The organism is Streptomyces sp. GLSS-08 (genome assembly GCF_056387915.1).
The window spans coordinates 322,156-342,459 of the sequence record NZ_JBWJAQ010000003.1 but is presented as its reverse complement, the minus strand read 5'-3'; the positions used below and the strand labels follow the sequence as shown (position 1 = coordinate 342,459).

17 protein-coding genes are annotated in these 20,304 nt (G+C 72.3%); 8 read left to right on the top strand and 9 right to left on the bottom strand.

Going from position 1 to position 20,304, the window contains the following annotated elements; translation table 11 throughout:
• Positions 1-64: 64 nt before the first annotated feature.
• Positions 65-2,086: a beta-galactosidase gene (locus AC0ZLC_RS07015; RefSeq protein WP_476751005.1), complete on the bottom strand. Its 2,022-nt coding sequence runs from the start codon at positions 2,084-2,086 to the stop codon at positions 65-67.
• A gap of 185 nt (positions 2,087-2,271) precedes the next feature.
• On the opposite strand from AC0ZLC_RS07015, the gene AC0ZLC_RS07010 reads away from it, so the two are divergent.
• The 6 genes from AC0ZLC_RS07010 (at position 2,272) to AC0ZLC_RS06985 (ending at position 7,405) form a co-directional block, all read left to right on the top strand.
• Positions 2,272-3,588: an ABC transporter substrate-binding protein gene (locus AC0ZLC_RS07010; protein WP_476751004.1), complete on the top strand. Its 1,317-nt coding sequence runs from the start codon at positions 2,272-2,274 to the stop codon at positions 3,586-3,588.
• Positions 3,585-4,544 (top strand): carbohydrate ABC transporter permease, encoded by a 960-nt coding sequence (locus AC0ZLC_RS07005; RefSeq protein WP_476751003.1) that lies wholly within the window; start codon positions 3,585-3,587, stop codon positions 4,542-4,544. The genes AC0ZLC_RS07010 and AC0ZLC_RS07005 overlap by 4 nt, the downstream gene beginning before the upstream one ends.
• The gene (locus AC0ZLC_RS07000) at positions 4,541-5,446 is read left to right on the top strand and encodes a carbohydrate ABC transporter permease (protein WP_476751002.1); all 906 of its coding nucleotides are present in this window, start codon (positions 4,541-4,543) and stop codon (positions 5,444-5,446) included. Before AC0ZLC_RS07005 ends, AC0ZLC_RS07000 begins: the two co-directional genes overlap by 4 nt.
• Entirely contained in the window at positions 5,443-6,474 is a 1,032-nt protein-coding gene (locus AC0ZLC_RS06995) for a LacI family DNA-binding transcriptional regulator (protein WP_476751001.1), read from the top strand. The genes AC0ZLC_RS07000 and AC0ZLC_RS06995 overlap by 4 nt, the downstream gene beginning before the upstream one ends.
• 113 nt (positions 6,475-6,587) lie before the next feature.
• The gene (locus tag AC0ZLC_RS06990; RefSeq protein ID WP_476751000.1) at positions 6,588-6,941 is read left to right on the top strand and encodes a VOC family protein; all 354 of its coding nucleotides are present in this window, start codon (positions 6,588-6,590) and stop codon (positions 6,939-6,941) included.
• A gap of 71 nt (positions 6,942-7,012) precedes the next feature.
• Entirely contained in the window at positions 7,013-7,405 is a 393-nt protein-coding gene (locus AC0ZLC_RS06985; protein WP_476750999.1) for a MarR family winged helix-turn-helix transcriptional regulator, read from the top strand.
• Positions 7,406-7,503: 98 nt separating this feature from the next.
• On the opposite strand, the gene AC0ZLC_RS06980 is transcribed toward AC0ZLC_RS06985, so the two are convergent.
• The 3 genes from AC0ZLC_RS06980 to AC0ZLC_RS06970 form a co-directional block, all read right to left on the bottom strand.
• On the bottom strand, positions 7,504-7,944 hold the full coding sequence (locus AC0ZLC_RS06980; protein WP_476750998.1) for an SseB family protein: 441 nt from the start codon (positions 7,942-7,944) through the stop codon (positions 7,504-7,506).
• 176 nt (positions 7,945-8,120) lie between these two features.
• Entirely contained in the window at positions 8,121-8,732 is a 612-nt protein-coding gene (locus tag AC0ZLC_RS06975; RefSeq protein WP_476750997.1) for a hypothetical protein, read from the bottom strand.
• Positions 8,733-8,945: 213 nt separating this feature from the next.
• Complete coding sequence (locus tag AC0ZLC_RS06970; protein ID WP_476750996.1) at positions 8,946-9,890, bottom strand: MerR family transcriptional regulator; 945 nt, start codon at positions 9,888-9,890, stop codon at positions 8,946-8,948.
• A gap of 93 nt (positions 9,891-9,983) precedes the next feature.
• Between AC0ZLC_RS06970 and AC0ZLC_RS06965 the strand changes: the two genes are divergently transcribed.
• Positions 9,984-11,615: an alpha/beta hydrolase gene (locus tag AC0ZLC_RS06965; RefSeq protein WP_476750995.1), complete on the top strand. Its 1,632-nt coding sequence runs from the start codon at positions 9,984-9,986 to the stop codon at positions 11,613-11,615.
• A gap of 204 nt (positions 11,616-11,819) precedes the next feature.
• Here AC0ZLC_RS06965 and AC0ZLC_RS06960 read toward each other — a convergent pair whose 3' ends face one another.
• The 5 genes from AC0ZLC_RS06960 to AC0ZLC_RS06940 form a co-directional block, all read right to left on the bottom strand.
• Entirely contained in the window at positions 11,820-12,188 is a 369-nt protein-coding gene (locus AC0ZLC_RS06960) for a DUF6479 family protein (RefSeq protein WP_476750994.1), read from the bottom strand.
• A 97-nt stretch (positions 12,189-12,285) separates the two neighbouring features.
• A complete protein-coding gene (locus AC0ZLC_RS06955) occupies positions 12,286-13,812 on the bottom strand; it encodes an FAD-dependent oxidoreductase (RefSeq protein ID WP_476750993.1) in 1,527 nt (508 codons plus the stop codon).
• Between the two features lie 53 nt (positions 13,813-13,865).
• Complete coding sequence (locus tag AC0ZLC_RS06950) at positions 13,866-15,107, bottom strand: FUSC family protein (protein ID WP_476750992.1); 1,242 nt, start codon at positions 15,105-15,107, stop codon at positions 13,866-13,868.
• A gap of 44 nt (positions 15,108-15,151) precedes the next feature.
• Complete coding sequence (locus AC0ZLC_RS06945) at positions 15,152-16,036, bottom strand: SDR family oxidoreductase (protein WP_476750991.1); 885 nt, start codon at positions 16,034-16,036, stop codon at positions 15,152-15,154.
• 104 nt (positions 16,037-16,140) lie between these two features.
• The gene (locus tag AC0ZLC_RS06940; RefSeq protein ID WP_476750990.1) at positions 16,141-17,166 is read right to left on the bottom strand and encodes an SDR family oxidoreductase; all 1,026 of its coding nucleotides are present in this window, start codon (positions 17,164-17,166) and stop codon (positions 16,141-16,143) included.
• 824 nt (positions 17,167-17,990) lie between these two features.
• Here AC0ZLC_RS06940 and AC0ZLC_RS06935 point away from each other — a divergent pair.
• On the top strand, positions 17,991-20,261 hold the full coding sequence (locus AC0ZLC_RS06935) for a catalase (protein ID WP_476750989.1): 2,271 nt from the start codon (positions 17,991-17,993) through the stop codon (positions 20,259-20,261).
• Positions 20,262-20,304: the final 43 nt, after the last annotated feature.

Below are 20,304 nucleotides of genomic sequence, written 5' to 3'. Positions count from 1 at the left end.
GTCGTCGGGTGGGTCGGCCCGCCCGGGGATGCGGTGCGTCTGTGGGCCGCGCCGCACCGGGGGGTCAGCCGTCGAGTCGTACGACCCGGACCGCGCCCGCGGGAACCGCGAGGCGGCCGGCGGCGCGCTCGCCCGTCAGCAGCTCGGTGCCGTGGGCGTCCAGCGGGACCTTGGCGTCCGACGCGGTGTGGTTGACGGCGAAGACGTAGGTGCCCGACTCGCCGCTGCGGCGCACCAGTTCGACGTCGCGCGGCAGGTCGGCGCGCGGTGCGATCCCGGCGTCGTCGGCCGCCCAGCCCAGCAGGGCGTCGATCCCCTGGGCGGCCAGGCGGGTGGACACGTACCAGGCCGAACCCCCGCCCAGGCGGTGCCGGGTGACGGCCGGCCGGCCCGCGGTGAGGCCGTCGGCGTACGTGCACACGGTCTCGGCGCCGCGGGGCACGACGAACTCGGTCCAGACGTCGCCGGTGAGTTCGCGGCCGTCGGGTGTAGTGACGCGCACCCGGTCGTCGGCGAGCAGCGGCGAGAACTCCTCGACGGTCAGGCCGAGTACGTCACGCAGCGCCCCCGGGTACGCGCCGTCGTGCACGGCGTCGTGCTCGTCGACGATGCCGGAGAAGTACGAGACGACGAGGGTGCCGCCGTTCTCGACGTACGCGCGCACGTTCCTGCCGGCGGCCTCCGTCATCAGGTACAGGGCGGGTACGACGACAAGGGGATAGGACGACAAGTCGGCTTCCGGGTGCGCGAAATCGACGGTGAGGTGCCGGTCGTAGAGCGCCTCGTAGAACGCGTCGGCGCGCTCGCGGGCGTCGTGGTCCTCGCTGGGCCGCCACTGGAGGCCCTGCGCCCACCAGGACTGCCAGTCCCAGAGCATCGCGGCGTCGGCGACCGTGCGTGTGCCCTTGAGAGGGGCCAAGAACTCTAGACCGGAGCCGAGTTCGACGACCTCGCGCCACACCCGTGAGTCCGTGCCGGCGTGCGGCAGCATCGCCGAGTGGAACTTCTCGGCACCGCGGCGTGACTGCCGCCACTGGAAGAACATCGCGCCCTCGGAACCGCGGGCCACGTGTGCCAGGGAGTTGCGGGCCATCTGGCCGGGGGCCTTCGCGGGGTTGCGCGGCTGCCAGTTGACCCCCGACGTGGAGTGTTCGAGCAGCAGCCAGGGCGCGCCGCCGCCCACCGAGCGGGTGAGGTCGGCGGCCATGGCGAGGTTCACGTGGGTGCGGCGGCCGTCGGTGATCAGGTAGTGGTCGTTGGTGACGAGGTCGACCTCGCGGCCCCAGGCCCAGTAGTCGATGGAGTCGCACTGGCTCAGGGCGGTCATGAAGTTGGTGGTGACGGGGATGCCGGGCGCGTGGCGGTGCAGGATGTCGCGCTCGGCGACGAAGTTCTCGCGCAGGGTGGCGTCCGCGAACCGCTTGTAGTCCAGGGCTTGGGCCGGATTGCCGACCGTGGGGGTCGCGCGGGGCGGGTTGACCTCGTCGATCGTGGCGTAGCGCTGGCCCCAGAAGGCGGTGCCCCAGGCTTCGTTGAGTGCGTCCACGGTCCCGTACGCGCGGGTGAGCCAGCGGCGGAAGTGTGCGGCGCAGCTCTCGCAGTAGCAGGCGGAGACCGGCACGCCGTATTCGTTGTGGACGTGCCACAGGGCGAGCGCCGGGTGGTCGGCGTACCTCGTGGCGAGCTGGGTGGTGACGGCTGCGGCGGCCCTGCGGTAGTCGGAGTTGCTGTGGCAGATGGCGCCGCGCGAGCCGAACTCGTAGCGGGTGCCGTCGGGGGTCACCGGCAGCGCTTCGGGGTGTGCGCGGTAGAACCAGGCGGGCGGAGCCACGGTCGGCGTGCCGAGGTCGGCCCGGATGCCGTTCTCGTGGAGCAGGTCGAGGACACGGTCGAGCCAGCCGAACTCGTAGGTCCCCGGTGAGGGTTCGAGGAGCGCCCAGGAGAAGATCCCGACGCTCGCCATCGTGACGCCGGCCTCCCGCATCAGCCGGACGTCCTCCCGCCAGACGGACTCCGGCCACTGCTCGGGGTTGTAGTCCCCACCGAAGGCGAGCCCGGTGAGGCCCTTCGGGGTGGTCTCCGGCATGGATCTCTCCCGTTTAATCGATCATTTGGGAACGTGCACAGACATCGCCGACGGCGAGAGCTCAACATAACCGCACAGCAACAACCATTGACAAGTGTCCGGGATGTTTCTCTACTGTGAACGCTCACAGAAGCATGGCAGGTCGTCCGCAGCAGGCGGGGACCCAGGTCAGGGGAGAACATTCCATGCCGAACAAGAAGCTCCACCGCCTCGCCGCCGGGACGGTCGCCGTCGCGCTCGGCGCCACCGCACTCGCCGGCTGCGGCTCGTCGGACGACGACACGGCCGGGTCGGGGCCGGTCTCGCTGACGTACTGGACCTGGACCCCGGGCATGGACAAGGTCGTCGACCTGTGGAACGAGGGGCCGGGCAAGAAGCAGCAGATCGAGGTCACGGTCAAGAAGCAGGCGTCCGGTGACACGCTCGTCACCAAGATCCTCACCGCGCACAAGGCGAAGAAGGCCCCCGACCTGGTGCAGGCCGAGTACCAGGCCCTGCCGACCCTGGTCAGCAACGACGCCCTCGCCGACATATCCGGTGACGTGGACGGGGTGAAGGACAAGTTCGCCGAGGGCGTCTGGCAGCAGACCACCCTGGGCTCGGACGCGGTCTACGCGATCCCGCAGGACTCCGGGCCGATGATGTTCTACTACCGCGAGGACCTCTTCAAGAAGTACGGACTGACGGTCCCGACGACCTGGGACGAGTTCGCCGAGACCGCCCGGACGCTGAAGAAGAAGGCCCCGGAGAAGGACCTCACCACCTTCTCCGCCAACGACTCCGGGCTCTTCGCCGGTCTCGCGCAGCAGGCCAGCGCCAAGTGGTGGACGACCTCGGGCGACAAGTGGAAGGTCGCCATCGACGACGGGGCGACGCGGAAGGTCGCCGACTTCTGGGGCGGGCTGGTGAAGGAGGGCGCGATCGACAACCAGCCCATGTACACGCCGGCCTGGAACAAGGCGCTCAACACCGGCAAGCAGATCGCCTGGGTGAGCGCGGTGTGGGCGCCGGGCACACTCACCACCGCCGCCCCCGACACCAAGGGCAAGTGGGCGATGGCCCCGCTGCCGCAGTGGTCCGCCTCCGAGGACGTCACCGGAAGCTGGGGCGGCTCGTCGACCGCCGTCACCACCGACTCAGGCCACCGCGAGGCCGCCGCGAAGTTCGCCGCCTGGCTGAACACGGACCGGGACGCGCTGACCGCCCTGGCGAAGGAAGGCGGCATCTACCCGGCCGCCACGACCGCGCAGACCAGCGAGGCGTTCCTGAAGCCGCCGGCCTTCTTCTCCAACCAGCCGGACTTCTACCCGCAGGCATCGAAGATCGCCGACACGACCGCGCCCGCCGCCTGGGGCCCGAACGTGAACGTGGCGTACACGTCCTTCAAGGACGCCTTCGCCGCCGCCGCCAAGAACAGGTCGGACTTCGGTGCCGCTCTGAGGACGATGCAGGACGACACGGTCGCCGACCTGAAGAAGCAGGGCTTCGAGGTCGCTCGGTGACGACAGCACACCGGAGGCCGCACGGGGCCGAGCGGGCCCCGTGCGCCGCCCCCGTCAAGCGGACGCGCAGCGCCCCCTACGTCTTCCTCCTCCCCGCCGGCGTCCTGTTCGCCCTGTTCTTCGCCCTGCCCATCGGCTACGCGATCTGGCTCAGCCTGCACAAGGTCCAGGTCAAGGGCCTGGGCCTGGGCGCGGGCGCCCGCGAGGAGGTCTGGGCGGGACTGGAGAACTACACCGACGCGTTCACCGACTCCGAGCTGCTCGGCGGCGCGCTGCGCGTCCTTGGCTACGGCGCCATCGTCGTCCCCGTCATGCTCGGCCTCGCGCTGGTCTTCGCGCTGATGCTCGACACCGAGCGGGTCCGCCTCGCGCCGGTCACCCGGCTCGCGATCTTCCTGCCGTACGCCATTCCCGGCGTGGTCGCCGCCCTGCTGTGGGGTTTCCTCTACCTGCCCGACGTCAGCCCCTTCTACTTCGTGCTCGACAGACTGGGCCTGCCCCAGCCGGACCTGCTGGACGGCGGTCCGCTGTACCTGGCCCTCTCCAACATCGCGATCTGGGGAGGCACCGGCTTCAACATGATCGTCATCTACACCTCGCTCAGGGCGATCCCGGCCGAGGTGTACGAGGCGGCGAAGCTGGACGGCGCCACGCCGCTGCAGACCGCATTGCGGATCAAGATCCCGATGGTGGCGCCCTCGCTGGTGCTCACCTTCTTCTTCTCGATCATCGCGACCCTCCAGGTGTTCAGCGAGCCGACCACCCTCAAACCGCTCACCAACTCCGTCTCCACGACCTGGAGTCCGCTGATGAAGGTGTACCAGGACGCCTTCGGCAAGGGCGACATCCACTCGGCGGCCGCGTCCGCCGTGCTCATCGCCGTCGCCACCCTCCTGCTGTCCTTCGCCTTCCTGCGGGCCGCGAACTCCCGTAACAAGCAGGAGGAAGCACGATGAGTTCCCTTGCCGTACGCAAGTCGGTCCCGGCCGCCGGCACGACGCCCGGGACCGCGCAGGGGCCGCCGCTCCGCCGCCGGATCGCCCTCGTCCCGACGCTCACGCTGGCGCTCGGCGCCCTCTACTGCCTGCTGCCGGTCGCCTGGGTGGTGATCGCGGCCACCAAGTCCGGCCGCGAGCTGTTCTCCACGTTCACCTTCCTGCCCGGCACCGGCTTCACCCAGAACCTCAAGGACCTCCACGCCTACCGCGACGGCATCTACTGGCGGTGGATGGGCAACTCCGCCCTGTACGCCGGTCTCGGCGCGCTCCTGTCGACCGCGGTCTCCGCACTGAGCGGCTACGCGCTCGCCGTCTACCGCTTCCGGGGCCGCGAAAGCGTGTTCAACGTGCTGCTCGCCGGCGTGCTTATGCCCCCGGTGATCCTCGCCGTCCCCCAGTACCTGCTGCTGGCCAAGGCCGACCTCACGGACTCCTACGCGTCCGTGCTCCTCCCCCTCGTGCTGTCCCCGTACGGCGTGTATCTCGCGCGGATCTACGCCGCCGCGGCCGTGCCCGCCGACGTGGTGGAGGCGGGGCGGATGGACGGAGCGAGCGAGTGGCGCATCTTCACCCGGATCGCGCTGCCGATGATGGTGCCGGGACTGGTGACGGTGTTCCTGTTCCAGTTCGTCGCGGTGTGGAACAACTTCCTGCTGCCGTACATCATGCTCAGCGACGACGAGAAGTTCCCGATCACACTCGGCCTGTTCACCCTGCTCGAACAGGGAGCCAACACCCCGGCGCTCTACACCCTCGTCATCACCGGAGCCCTGCTGGCGGTCGTTCCGCTGATCGCCCTGTTCCTTGTCATCCAGCGGTTCTGGAGCCTTGATCTGCTGTCCGGAGCCGTAAAGTCGTGACCATGAACAACACGGGGGGCAGACGCAGGCCGCCGACGATCCACGACGTGGCGCGCGAGGCCGGTGTCTCGCGCGGGACGGTGTCGCGTGTCCTCAACGGCGGCCACTACGTCAGTCCGGCCGCGCAGGAAGCCGTCAACGCCGCCATCCGCAGAACGGGTTACGTCGTCAACCGGCACGCCCGCTCGCTCATCACGGGACGCTCCGACTCGATCGGCTTCCTGCTGACGGAACCCCAGGAGCGGTTCTTCGAGGACCCCAACTTCAATGTGCTGCTGCGTGGTTGCACGCAGGCCCTGGCCGCGCACGACGTCCCGTTGCTGCTGATGCTCGCGGGCACGCGGGACGAACGGCGGCGCATCACGCGGTACATCACCGCCGGCCATGTCGACGGCGTGCTGCTGGTGTCCAGCCACTCCGGCGACCCGGTCGCCGAGGAGCTGCGCGAGGCGGGCGTGCCGCTCGTCGCGTGCGGCAAGCCGATCGGCCTCGGTTCCAAGGTGAGTTACGTCGCCGCGGACGACCGGGACGGCGCCCGTGACATGGTGCGCCACCTGCTGTCGCTCGGACGCCGCCGCATCGGGATGGTCACCGGCCCGCTGGACACCCCGGGTGGTGTCGAGCGGCTCGCCGGGTATCGCGAGGTGCTCGCGGAGGCCGGCATGGAGGCCGACGAGCGTCTCGTCGTGTCCGGCGACTACAGCCGGGCCAGCGGCGAGGCCGGGGCGCAGCGGCTGCTGGCGGCTGTGCCCGACATGGACGGCGTCTTCGTCGCCTCCGACCTGATGGCGCAGGGAGTGCTCGCCGCCCTGCACAAGGCGGGACGGCGGGTCCCCGAGGACGTGGCGGTCGGCGGCTTCGACGACTCCCCCGCCGCCACCTCGGCCACTCCCGCCCTCACCACCATCCGCCAGCCCTGGGACCGGATCAGCTCCGAGATGGTGCGGGTCCTGCTCGCACAGATCGGGGGCCAGGACGCGGCCGCGGTGATCCTGCCGACGGAGCTGGTGCGGCGCCAGTCGACGTGAGGACGGGCCGGGAGGCACCGGTCAGGATCGGAGAAGCGGTCCACCGCTCCCCGCCCTAGGTTGGAGGAGCCGGCGCGAGGACGCCGGCTCCCACGAGCACGGAGGAGTGCGCCATGACCAGTGGCCTCAAGACCATCGTCTACCCCGTCAAGGACCTCGCCCGGGCGAAGGCCGTCTTCGGCGCCCTGCTGGGCGTCGACCCGTACGCGGACGAGCCGTACTACGTAGGCTTCAGGACGGCCGGCCAGGACACCGGACTGGACCCCAACGGTCACGCCAAGGGCATGACGGGTCCGGTCCCCTACTGGACCGTCGAGGACATCAGGGCCGCGCTGTCCGCCCTGCTCGCCGCCGGGGCGGAGACGCTCCAGGACGTCCAGGACGTCGGTGGCGGCAGGCTGATCGCCTCGGTGAAGGACGCGGACGGGAATCCGATCGGCCTGGTCCAGGACTCCGCCGGGTCCTAGCCGGCCCGAGCTGCATGCGTCTGCACTAGTTGCATGCTCAATGAATGACGGCATTCTGTTACCGTGCATGTATGGCAGCCAAGACGACCGGCGCCCGCCTCGAAGAGCGGTGGCGGGACATCCTGTCGGTGCACGCGCGCACGATGTGCGAGATCGACCGTGCACTGCATCCGCACGGCCTCGGTGCCAGCGACTTCGAGGTGCTGGACATCCTCGCCACCAGCTCCGCGGCGGACGCCGGCGAGCACTGCCGCGTGCAGAACCTCGCCGGGCGGGTCCATCTCAGCCAGAGCGCGCTGTCGCGTCTCATCGGCCGGCTGGAGAAGGAGGGGCTGGTCGAGCGGACGGTCTGCCAGGAGGACCGGCGCGGAGTCTGGGTCGCCCTCACCGCCAAGGGCCGCGACCTGCACGCCGAGGTGCTTCCGCTGCAACGGGACGCCCTCGCCCGCATGCTGGACGGCTGACGGACACCGGTCGCGCCGGGCCATCGCGGGGAGCCCGGCCCTGCGGGCCCGGCCGCTCCCCTCCTCGACGGCGACCGGGCCCGTACGGCGCGCGGCTGTTACGCCCGCGGCCGGGCCAGGAGGGTGCGGACGCCCTCGGACGTGAGGGTCAGACCGCGCGGCGAACTGGGGTCGATGGTGAGCGACAGATCACCGGCGGGCCACTGCGCTGCCAGCGCTCCGAGCGGCACGAGACGGTAGCGCGACACGGAGGGCAGCAGCCCGGCCATCTCCACCTCGGAGGTGAACACCGGTACCACCTGCACGCCGCCCGGCTGCTCCAGCACGGGCAACGCCACGGCCGAGGGGTCGGCCGCGTCCTCCTCGGCGTCGTCGGGCACGGGGACGAGGATGTCGCTCCCGGCCAGCGTGTCCAGCGCCACCACGTCCTGGGTGTCGCGGGCGAGGGTGTCCAGCGCCTCCTGCGCCGGATTCGCGGGCACGGGCACCGCGGCGTCGTCGGGCGCGGGGGCGGTGTGGTCGTTCGAGGGTGTCTCCATGACTGATTCCCAGGTAGTTCGGACGGGCCACCCGGGACAAGATCGGCCCGGGGCGCAGCCACCGTCGCCTACCCGGCCGCAGCCGGGGCATTCCCGCCGGGTCACGGACCCGGGCACGGCCGGTGTCCTCGGCGGCAAGCCGTCCGGGGCGACCGTCCCCGGCTCCGTACCCCGGCTCAGTGGAGCTTGTTGACCGCGGTGACGGTCGTCGCCTTGAAGCCGGCGACCTCGGCGTGCTGGAAGGTGCCCATCTGCGCCCACCGCACGACTGTCACGGCGGTGCCGTCCCTGCCGACCGAGAACAGACCGATGTCGGAGGCGCCCCAGGAGGTCTCGGTGTGGATGCCGTAGACGTGGGCCCCCTCCTCCACGTCGAGCCTGCCGTAGTACTTCTGCGTCGCGGTCACCTCCGGGTCCTGCTCCATCAGCTTCGCCGCGCAGCCGGCGAGGTCCTTGCGCAGCAGGGCCGCGAAGTCCTTGGCCCGCTGCACGCTCCGCTCCTCGACCGTGACCTGGAGCGCGTTGGTGTCGTAGTCGGTCCAGTACGCGCGGTGGCTGGAGATCGACGGCAGGGCCTCCCCGACACACATCGGCAGCGGATCCGGCTGACCGGCGGTCACTTCGCCCGCGTACCAGGCGGACGACGAGTGCGCGGGCAGCTCGGACGGTTCCAGGAACCGGGGCGAGCCGGATCCGGCGGCGCTCGCCGGGACGGCGGTCGCCGTCACCGCCGCACCGACCGCCACAGCCGCCAGGACGAGCCGCGTGCCACGCGTACGGATGTTCATGTTTCCCCCTGTTGATGGTCCGTCGTACAGATGCTCGTCGGCCACGCCGGAGAACGCCCATGGCCGACCGTCACGCCACCTATGACCCACGACAGTCCCCGTTCGTTGCCCCCTGTCACTGCTACGGACCTGTCCCCTTCGTCACCGGACGGCAACAGACGTCGGACGCGCCCCGCTCGGGCGGGAACCGCGGCACCGCCGGTGGCCTCCCTCTCAGGCCGCCGGGGCGGTCAGCGCCGCGAGCAGCCAGTCGTGCGCGGCACCGGGGGTGGGTTCCGCCCGGGCGCCCGGCGGGGTGATGACCTCGGCCACCAGCTCCCAGTACCGGTCGATCCGCGGGTCCGCCGCGAGCTGACGTGCCAGCAGGCGGCGGAAGTCCGGGGTGTCGCGGATGCCGTACGCGCTCGCGTACGCGTCGACGAAGCTGTCCAGTGCCTCGCCCCGGTGCGGCTCCCGGTCCCGTCGCAGGTGTACGGCCGCCAGCTCGTACGCCTCGGCCAGACCCGCGTACAGCACCGCCGCCCCGCGGGCTCCCGCCGTCCGGTGCGCCTCGGGCTGGGGCTGTCCGGCGGCGGCCGGGCACGGCGCGAGCGTGAGCGCGTTCAGCCGGGCGAAGGCGAGGACCTGCGCCGGTCGCGGATCGTCGGGCGGCTGCGGCACCGCCACGTCCAGGAACGCGGCGGTCGACCGGGCCGGCATCCGCGCGGGCAGCCAGGCGCGCCAGAACCGGGCGAGCGGGGCCGTACTCGGCGGGGCGGTGAGGGCGCCGACCAGGAGCAGCCGGTCGGCCCGCTCACCGGGCGGACACTCCTGCACCAGCCGCAGAGCGGCCTCCCGCCAGCGCAACTCCCGTAGGCGGGAACCGAGTTCGCGGAGCTGTCCGGCGACGGCGTCCTCCAGGACCCCGCCCGGCCCGCAGCCCTCGTCCTCGTCGAGGACGCGCCGCACCTCGGGCAGCGGCAGGTCGAAGGCGCGCAGGGAGCGGATCAGGCGCAGCCGCTCCAGCGCGCCCGGGCCGTACCGACGGTGGCCGCCGGCGCTTCTGGACGCCTCGGGCAGCAGGCCGCGTTCCGAGTAGAAGCGGACGGTCTTGACGGTGACGCCCGCCGCTTCGGCGAGCTCTCCGATGCCGCACAGACCGTCGTGGGACGTGACCACTTGAACCTCCCTCAGGGGGAGTTCCTACCGTACCGGCGAGCGCGGACGGGTGATCGGGACGTCCGCGGAGGACGACGTGTCGAGGAGAAGGCCATGACTGTGTTCATCCTGGTGCCGGGCGTGTTCACCGGCGCACACGTGTGGGAGGAGACGGCGGCGCGACTGGCCGCCGAGGGCGCCGAGGTGCACGCCGTCGCCCTCACCGGGCCGGGCGGCCCCCACGCCGCTGCGACTCCGGTCGTCGACCTGGACACGCATGTCGCGGATGTGCTCGCGGTGATCGACTCGGTCGATGCGGCGGCCGGCCGGGAGATCGTGCTGGTCGGCCACGACTACGGGATCCATCCGGTGCGGGGCGCCGCCGACCGGCGCGCCGAGCGCATCGCCCGGATCGTCCACCTGGACGCGGGGATGCCGCAGGACGGCGTCCCGGCCCTCGCGGCGGTACCCGACCAGGCACTGCGCGAGCGGCTGGCCGCATGCGCCGCCGCGGGCGCGGTGGGGGCAGGTGCGGGCACGGGCGCGGTGGGTGCCGGGGCCGATGCGAGCGCGTGTGGGGCCCGTTCGGGCACGGACGGGGTCGGTGCGGGCGCAGGTGGGGTCGCGGGCGTCACCGGCGAGCTGGCGCCGCCTGCGCGCGACGAGTGGCCGCGCTGGGGCAGCACCGCGGGCGTACCCGACGCGGCGCTGGACCGGCTCACCGCCCTCGCCGCTCCGCAGCCGCTCGGCACGCTGCTCCAGCCCCTTCGGCTGACCGGCGCTGTGGACGCCGTGCCCAGTACGGGGGTGCTGTGCACCGGCAACGGCGGGAGCATCGAACTGGTGCAGATGCAGGTGGACTTCGGCGATCCCGCGCTGCAAGCCCTCACCGGCCCCGGGGTCACCTTCTTCGAACTCCCCACCGGGCACTGGCCGATGCTGTCCTGTCCCGCCGAGCTGGCCGGGGTCCTGCTGCGCGCCGCGGCCGGTGAGGGGCACCGGCTGAAGGCGTCCGGCGCCGCCGAAGCGCCCGCGCATCTGCGGCCGTTCCTGCTGGACGTGCCCGAAGTCCCCCGTGAGCGGGCCGGGAACATCGACCTGTACCTGCCCGACGCCGAGGGTCCGCGGCCCGCGGTGGTGTTCGTGCACGGCGGCCCGGTGCCCGCCGGGGCCCGGCCGACGCCCCGGGACTGGCCGACCCTGGTGGGCTATGCCAGGTATGCCGCCGGGCAGGGGGTGGTGGGTGTGACCCTCGATCACCGGCTGCACGGGGTGGAGGACTACGGGCGGGCCGCGGCGGACGTCGCCGCCGCGGTGGAACGGGTCCGGGCGGATCCGCGGGTGGACGCGGACCGGGTCGCGCTGTGGTTCTTCTCGGGCAGCGGCCCGATCACGGCGGACTGGCTGGGGGCGCCACCGGCGTGGCTGCGCTGCCTGGCGGCCACGTACCCGATCATGGCGCCGCTGCCGAACTGGGGGATGTCCGGCGGCCGGTTCCGTCCGGCGGACGCGGTGGCCCACGCCGGCGCCCTGCCCGTGGTGCTGACCCGGGCGGGCCTCGAGGTTCCCCAAATCGCCGCCACCGTCGAGGAGTTCCTGGCCGCGGCCGAGGACTGCGGGGCGGCCGTCGATGTCGTCGACGTGCCGCACGGCCACCACGGCTTCGAGACCCTCGACCCGACGGACGAGTGGCGCGAGGCCGTGCACCGCGCGATGCGCGAGGTGCTGGCGCACGTCACGTCCTGAGCGTCCCGGACCGCGGTGTCAGGACCGCGCGCCACCCGCCGCAGCGCCCGACGCCGTGGCACGCCGGGCGGGCACCACCCGCAACGGCGCTGAAAAGGCTTGAGGCTCTCCGCGCCTTCGGCGGCGGAGAGCCCAACGGGGCTGCCCTTCCGAACCCCGTGCCGTTCGAGTCCCCCTCGTCGCCGCATTAGGCGACGAGAGCCGTCAGGTGCGGCCAGGGCCGCCGCTGCCGAAACCACCGGAGCCGGAGTCCCACCGGGGCCGCGGCTGGTTCTCGCCGTCGGTGGTGCTGCCGGACTGGCGGACCTGCTGCGGGTTGAGCCGCTTTCCGTCCGTGGCCCGGGGGACCTCGTTCGGCTCCGGCGTCTCCCGGGTCTCGTGAACGGCGCCGGTCTCCGGCAGCGTGGGCTGCTCATGGGGCTTCGGGGGCTCCGGCTCCCGGCGCCGCACCTTGATGCCGAGCCGCACGGCCCAGATCAGGGCAGCGACGACGAGGAGACCGCCCACGAAGGCTCCCATCACGCCGAATGCCGCGTCCTTGAAAACAGCCAGTTCGTATCCCGTCGCTTTCATGGCTGCCGGGTACCCCGCAGAAGGCAACTAATCCACCCTGCGCCCCTCGGTCACCCCCGCTGACCTCTGCCTCTTCGGCCCGCGGGGCGGCCCGTCCTCAGATGTCGCGCCGCTCCAGCGGCTTGGTGGCGGGTCCCTGGACGATCTCGCCGTCCGTGCCGAAGCGAGAACCGTGGCAGGGGCACTCCCACGCGCGCTCCGCCCGGTTGAAGGCGACCAGGCACCCCATATGCGTGCAGCGCGCGGAGACGGCGTGCACCTCTCCGCCGTCGTCGCGGAAGACCGCGCACCGCTGTCCCCCGACGCGTACCACCGCTCCGTCGCCCGGAGCGATGTCGTCCACGGAGTGCTCGGGTCCGGGCGAGGACAGCCGGTCGCCGACGAAGTGGCGCGCCACCTTCGCCTGGTTCTTCAGGAAGGCCGGCGCCTCCCGCACGGCCGAGAGCACCCGCCGCGGGTCGTACAGACCGCTCCACGGCGACTTCTCCCCGCTGATCAGCGCCGACAGGAGCTGTCCCGCCATGATGCCGCCGCTCAGACCCCAGCCGCCGAAGCCGGTGGCCACGTACGCGTGACGGGTGCCCGCGTGCAGCGGTCCGACGAGCGGCACCGAGTCGCTGGAGTCGTTGTCCTGCGTGGCCCAGCGGTGCGTGAAGGCGAGCTCCCCGAAGTGCCCGGTGGCCCAGTGGGCGAGCCGCCCGAACCGCTCCTCGACGTCAGCGGTACCGGGCGTGAAGTGCTCCCCGGTGACGATCAGCAGCCGCCGGCCGTCCTCGTAGGGGGCCGTGCGCAGCGAGCGGGTGCTCTGCTCCTGGGTGATGAACATGCCGTGCGGATCGAGGTCGGCCGGGATGGGCGCGGTCAGGACGAGTTCACGGCGCGGGGAGAGCCGGGTGAACAGGAGCGCCCGGTCGAAGACCGGGTAGTGCGTGGCGACCACGACGTCCGTCGCCGTCACCGTCGACCCGCTCTCGGTGGTGAGCCGGCAGGGCTCGCCCTCCCTGAGTCCGACGACCCTGGTCCTCTCGTGGATCACCGCGCCCAGCCTGCGCAGGTCGTCGGCGAGCGCGAGGAGGTACTTGCGCGGATGGAACTGGACCTGCTCCGTGACCCGGACGGCGCCCGCGACGGGAAAGGGCAGGCCCGTCTCGGTCACGTACTCGGCCGGGAGTCCGGCCTCCCGGGCGGCCTCCGCCTCCGCCTTCAGATCGCCGACGCCCGAGGGGTCCTGCGCGAAGGTGTAGGCGGCCGTGTCCTCCCAGTCGCAGTCGATGCCCAGTTCGTCCACGACCGCCGCCGCGTGCCGGATGGCCTCCGTCTGGGAGCGGGCGTACAGCTTGGCGCCCTCGGGCCCCCGGGTGTGCCGCAGCCGTGCGTAGATCATGGTGTGCAGCGCGCTGAGCTTGGCCGTGGTGTGACCGGTGACGCCCGCGGCGATCCGGTCGGCCTCCAGCACCGCCACGCTGCGCCCCCGGCACGCCAGCTCCCAGGCCGTGCTGAGCCCCGCGATTCCCGCGCCGATCACGGCGACGTCGACCGTGATGTCCGCGTTCAGAGGCGGCAGGTCTCCCGCGGGCGCCGAATCGATCCAGTACGACTTCTGCTGGGCCGCGTGCGTGTTCATGCGCCCCGGGTTCCCCGGCCGTCCCGACCGAAGCGCGTCGTCGCCCGGATGGCTCAGCGCCCCGCGGGCTGCTCCGTACGGGCCTGCCGGGCGCCCTGCGCCTCACAGGCCGCGTCGGGATCGGCGATGCGCACGAGAGCCGACAGGAGCCGCCGTGTGTCGGCCAGGACACCGCCAATCGCGGGGGCGAGCACCCGCGGCCCCTGCGCGCACGCGGAGGTGAGACGACGGTGGGCGGTGGAGGCCCTGGCCAGCGCCCGTCGGCACTCACGCGTCCGGTCCTCGTCCCGGCGTCCGTCCTCCTGGAGGTGGTCGTCGAGCAGGCACACGTCGCCCGCCGCCCGCAGCAGTTCCGCCAGGGCGGTCCGCGCGTCCGCCGGGAGCTGGGGCCTCGGGGCGGCCTCGGTCAGCGCGCGCGTGGTCCTCATGATGTGCTCGGTGACCTGGTCCCAGACGAAGTCGCGGGCGGCCGGCGGTTCGGGCGGGATGCGGCGCAGCCGCCGGGCCGGGTTGACCCGGTAGCTCTCGTCCGCCCACCGGCGTGCCTCGCGCAGGTCCGTCACCACGTCCGTGAGCCGCTGGGCGCTCTCGTACCACCGGCGCGCCTGCTCCTGGCCGCGGTCCGCCGGCAGTCCGTCGGCGACCTGGTGCAGCAGTTCGCCGCAGGACCGCGGGAGTTCCTCGCGCAGCTGGGTCACCCGGAGCACATGCACCGGCGGGAGGATCAACGCGTTGACGCCGATGCCGATGGCCGCGCCGAGCAGCGTCTCCAGGAGCCGGTGCAGGATGTCCGCGCCGGCGTAGGAGCCGTAGACGAGGACGAACAGCGCGGCGGTCGGCGCGTACAGGCCGTTGGAGCCGAAGCGGGCGTAGTTGCCGAGGAGCACGGTGATCGGCAGCGCGAGCGCCATCGCGGCCATCTCGTTGTGCGTCAGCGCTCCCGCTCCGGCGGCCAGCAGCGTGCCGACCAGCACCACGACGAACTGCTGGAGCGCGGACAGCAGGGAGCGGTAGACGGTGTGGTGCATGAGGAACAGCGCGGTCCAGGGCGCCAGCAGCGCCATGGGCGCTTCCCACCACCACCCGGCCACCGCCCACGCCAGCAGCGCCGCCCCCGCCGCCTTGAGGGACTGCACCGCGGTGTTGCGTTCCGAGCCCGCCACCGTGAAGGCCCGCCACACGGAGCGCCGGATCCCCTCCAGCTCCCAGCCCAGGGTGTGCAGAACGATGTGGCGTTCCCTGCCCGTCGCCCGTTCCGTGGCCCGCTGTTCCACCGTCCTCCTGTCGTCGTCCATGTCGTGCGCGGGCGTTCCGCGTGCGCCGTCGAGTCGTCGCCCGGCTACGGCAGGGGCGTCCCGCCGGTGGCGTTCATGATCTCCGCGGTGATGAAACTCGCGTGCTGCGAGGCCAGGAAGACGTACGCGGGAGCCATCTCGGCGGGCTGCGCGGGCCGGCCCATGGGGGACTGCTTCCCGAACTCGGTCGTGTCGGGCATCGTCGCGGGGATCAGCGGCGTCCAGACGGGTCCCGGTGCCACCGCGTTCACGCGGATGCCGTCACCGGCGACCATCTGCGCCAGTCCCTGGGTGAAGGTGACGATCGCGCCCTTGGTCATGGCGTAGTCGAGGAGGTGCGGACTCGGCTTGTAGGCCTGCACGGACGTCGAGTTGATGATCGAGCCGCCCGCGGGCATGTGCGGCAGGGCCATCTTGGACAGCCAGAACATGCCGTACAGGTTGGTGCGCACCACCCGGTCGAACTGCTCGGTCGAGATGGCGGAGATCCCGTCCGGCTGGGACATCTGGTACGCGGCGTTGTTGACCAGGATGTCGATGCGGCCGAACTCCGCGACGGCGCGCTCGACCAGCCGACGGCACTGCTCCTCCTCGCGGATGTCGCAGGGCACCGCGACGGCCTTGCGCCCGGCGTCCTCCACCAGACGCGCGGTCTCGCGGGCGTCCTCCGCCTCCTCGGGCAGGTAGGTGAACAGGACGTCCGCGCCCTCCCGGGCATAGGCGAGTGCCACCGCCCGCCCGATGCCCGAGTCGCCGCCGGTCAGAAGGGCCTTGCGGTCCGTCAGCAGGCCGCTGCCCCGGTAGGACTCCTCCCCGTGGTCCGGCGGCGGGTCCATGGGCCCGGTCCAGCCGGGGTGCTGCTGCTCCTGCTGCGGGAAGTCGGGCTGCGGGTGCTTGGCTACGGGGTTCTGCTGCCCGTGGTCGTTCATGGGTGGGGCCTTTCTTCTCGCTCGTGGGGGGAAGCGCGGCGCTCGCTCGTGGGGAAGCCTGGCGCCCGCTGGTCGAGAGTGCCCACGAGCCCGTGCTCCACACCTCAGCCCACGGCACGGCCCCGCAGCGGTGCGGTGTCCGCTCCCGAACCTCGGCGCATTCCTTCCAGCAGTTCCTCCAAGGCTTCGACGGCGGTGCGCCGGGGCTGCCAGCCCAGTTCGGTGCGGGCGCGCGTGCAGTCCATCAGGGGCAGCCGCAGGACGGCGTCGAACAGCTGCGGCGACGCCGGCAGGAGGTGCAGCGCCCAGGCGGCCGCGAGTCCGGAGCGGGCCACCGGGCTCGGCACGCGCACGGGCCTGGCGTGGAACAGCTCGCCGAGGACACCGGCGTCGAGCGGCGGATCGGCGGCGATGTTGAAGGCTCCCCGCACCCCGCGCAGCACCGCGAGGCGGTAGGCCTCGGCGGCGTCGTCCGTGTGCAGGGCCTGGAAGCGGAGGCCGGGGATGTCCGGGACGACCGGCAGCGCCTCGGGCCTGAGCAGCGGTCCCGGCAGGAGGCGGCCGCCGAAGATGCGCCGCTGTTCGCTGGCCGACTCCCGCTTGAACAGGAACGCCGGCCGCATGCGTACGACGCGTGTGCCGGGGTGCTCCCGTTCGAAGGTGTCGAGGACGCGCTCCAGGTAGGCCTTCTCCCGGGTGTACGCGGCGCCGGGCCAGCCGTGGGTGGGCCAGGACTCGTCGACGGCGCGGTCGTCGGGGCCGGGCGAGTAGGCACCGACGGACGAGGCGTGGACCAGCGCGGGGACGCCCGCCTGCGCGACGGCCTCGAAGACGCGCACGCTGCCCAGGACGTTGGTGCGCCAGGTGACCGCGGGGTCCCGGGCGGGCTGGAACTTCCAGGCGAGGTGGACGACGGCGTCCGCGCCGCGGAACAGCTCGACCAGGCCGGTGTCCTTCTCCAGGTCCACCGCCTTCCACGTGGTGCGGGGCGGCGACCAGTGCGGGGTCCGGCGCGCCAGACCCACGACGGATGCGACCGCCGGATCCTCGCTCAGCAGGCGCACCACGCTGGTGCCGACGTTGCCGGTGGCTCCGGTGACGACGATCTTCTTACCGGGTGAGTCCGTCACGTCGTGAGTCCTCTCGTGAGAGCCCGGAGCGCCACGGCTCCGGCGACGGTGCCTCCGTTCACCGGAGGGTCCGCGAGCCTCGGTCTCCGTCGGAGCGGCTGTCCGGGTTCCCCTGTGCCCCTCCCCCACACGGGCCCGACGCCCCTCGGACGGACGCGCGCGGCACAGGGGCCGGAGAGACGATGCGCCTCTCCGGCCCCTGGTTCTTTCCCCTGCCTGCCCTCGCGGGTCCTTCGCCGGCACGCGACGCCGGTCAGTCCTCGCCCCTGACGATGTTCCAGTCGGAGCCCGCCTGCGCCTGCCGGCTGTCTCTCTCGGCCCGGGCGGCCACGCAGGTGCGTATGGCGCTTGCGCGCCCACGTCGTGCCTCGGCCCAGCCCGTCTCGGGCCGGCGCATGCTGTTGTCATTACGGACGTCCGCGGTCACGGCACTCCAACTTCCTTCTGCCTCCGGGCCCCGCGCGCGCGGGACTGCCAATGCTGCACGCTCGTACCTGTCTGTCCGGCCGGGTCCCCCTCCTCGCCGCCGCGAAACCCGGCGGCGGCGGTCCGCGGGCGGGACGGCCCGGGGCCGAGTACCCGTTTGGCCCGGGCCCACCGGGTACTCGGCCGGCAGAACCGGCGGAGTCGTGGTGTCGGGCATCTCACCTCGCGCACCCGCCACCGCTGGACTTCTCGCCGGGGTGGTGCGCACCGTCGCTGCCGTGCGGTTCGCCCTCCGCCCCGCCGGCAGCGGCTCGACGGCCGGTGAACCTGCGTCGACGGGCGGTTCGACGAGCGGGGCCCGGGTACCCAGGCGGGACCTCCGACCCCTTGGAAGTGTGATGAGCGAGAAGAACCCCCTGAAGGCGAAGGCCGAGCAGGTCGTCGACGCGATCCGTGAGGCCGGCGCGCCCGACTCCGTGCCGGGCAGGCCGGCCGTGCAGCCGCCGCGGGTCGCCGAGCCCACCGAGCCGCGTGAGCCGCTCCCGCCCAAGGCCGATCAGGGGTCCCCCGAGACGGTCAGCCCCACCGGTCTGCCGACCGGCGCCGCCCCGGCCGACATGGCTCAGGGGGGCGGCTACCTGACCACGGCCCAGGGGACCCGTCTCCACGACACGGACCACTCCCTGAAGGCCGGTGCCCGCGGGCCCGTCCTCCTCCAGGACCACCATCTGCGCGAGAAGATCACCCACTTCGACCACGAGCGCATCCCGGAGCGCGTGGTGCACGCCCGCGGCGCGGCCGCTCATGGCGTCTTCCAGGGCTACGGGACCGCCGCCAACGTCACCAGGGCGGCCTTCCTCGCGAAGGACGCCGAGACGCCGGTGTTCGTACGGTTCTCCACCGTGCTCGGGTCCCGCGGCTCGTCGGACACCGTGCGTGACACCCGGGGCTTCGCGACGAAGTTCTACACCAGTGAGGGCACCTTCGACCTGGTCGGCAACAACATCCCGGTCTTCTTCATCCAGGACGCCATCAAGTTCCCGGACGTCATCCACGCCGGGAAGCCGCATCCCGACCGGGAGATCCCCCAGGCGCAGAGCGCACACGACACATTCTGGGACTTCGTCACCCTGCACACCGAGGCCACCCACCACACCCTGTGGAACATGTCCGACCGGGGCCTGCCGAGGTCGTACCGCATGATGGAGGGCTTCGGCGTCCACACCTTCCGGCTGGTGAACGCCGAGGGCGCGACCACCCTGGTGAAGTTCCACTGGAAGCCCAAACTCGGCGTCCACTCGCTCGTGTGGGAAGAGGCCCAGCTCATCAACGGCACGGACCCGGACTTCCACCGGCGGGACCTGGCCGACGCGATCGAGGCCGGCGCGTACCCGCAGTGGGAGCTGGGCATCCAGGCGTTCCCGGACACCCCGGACCAGACCTTCGAGGGCATCGACCTGCTCGACCCGACCAACATCGTGCCCGAAGAGCTTGCGCCGGTGCAGCCGATCGGCATGCTGACGCTGAACGCCAACCCGTCCAACTACTTCGCGGAGACCGAGCAGGTGGCCTTCCACCCGGGGCACCTCGTCCCCGGCATCGACGTCACCGACGACCCGCTGCTGGCCGGACGGCTCTTCTCCTACCTGGACACGCAGATCAGCCGGCTGGGCGGCCCGAACTTCGGCCAGCTCCCGATCAACCGCACCCACGCCCCCGTCAACGACATGCTGCGCGACGGAATGCACCAGACGGCGGTGCACACCGGAGTGGCCCCCTACAAGCCCAACTCCCTCGACGGCGGCTGCCCGTTCCTGGCCGGTGCGGACACCGGCGCGTACATCGAGACCCCGGTAGAGGTGCCCGCGGCCCGCAAGGTCCGGCAGGCGCCCGTGTCGTTCTCGGACCACTTCGGCCAGGCCCGCCTGTTCTGGCTCAGCATGACCCCGACGGAGCGCGAGCACATCGTCGGCGCGTACACGTTCGAGCTGGGCAAGTGCTACGAGCAGGCGATCAAGGAGCGGGCGCTCCAGGTGCTCGCCAACATCGACCCCGAGCTGTGCGGGCAGGTCGCCGCCGGGCTCGGGCTGCCGGCCCCGGAGGCCAGCGAACCCCTGGTGACGCCGGAACCGAGCCCGGCCCTCTCCCAGCTGGGCAAGGTCTGGCCGCTGGAAGGGCGCGTCATCGGCATCGTGACGGACGAGCAGGGCGACCTGGACGGTGTGCGCGCCGTGCAGAAGGCCGTCCTGGAGGCGGGCATGGTGCCGCTGGTCATCGCCCCGGCCGGCGGGAAGCTGGACGCGGAGGGCGAGCCGGTCACGGTGCAGCGCTCCTTCGCCACGGCCAGGTCCGTGGAGTGCGACGCGCTGCTTCTGGCAGGCGTTCCGGGTCCCGCAAAGGACGCCTTCGGGGCGCGTGACGCGAAGGCGGGCGACGGCGCCGTCGGCGCGACCGCGGACCCGCGGGTGACACTGATGCTGGCGGAGGCCTTCCGGCACGGCAAGGCCATCGGTGGCTGGGCCGGCGCGGACGCCGTCCTGACGGCCGCGGGCATCCCGGTGGACGCTCCGGGCGTGGTGACCGCCGAAACCGGCACGGGCGTGTTGGAACAGGTCACCGGCCTGCTCGGCCAGCATCGTGTGTGGGAGCGCTTCGGCACCCGGCTCTGAACTCAGGGGCCGGCCACAAGAACAGAACGGCAGTGCGACGACC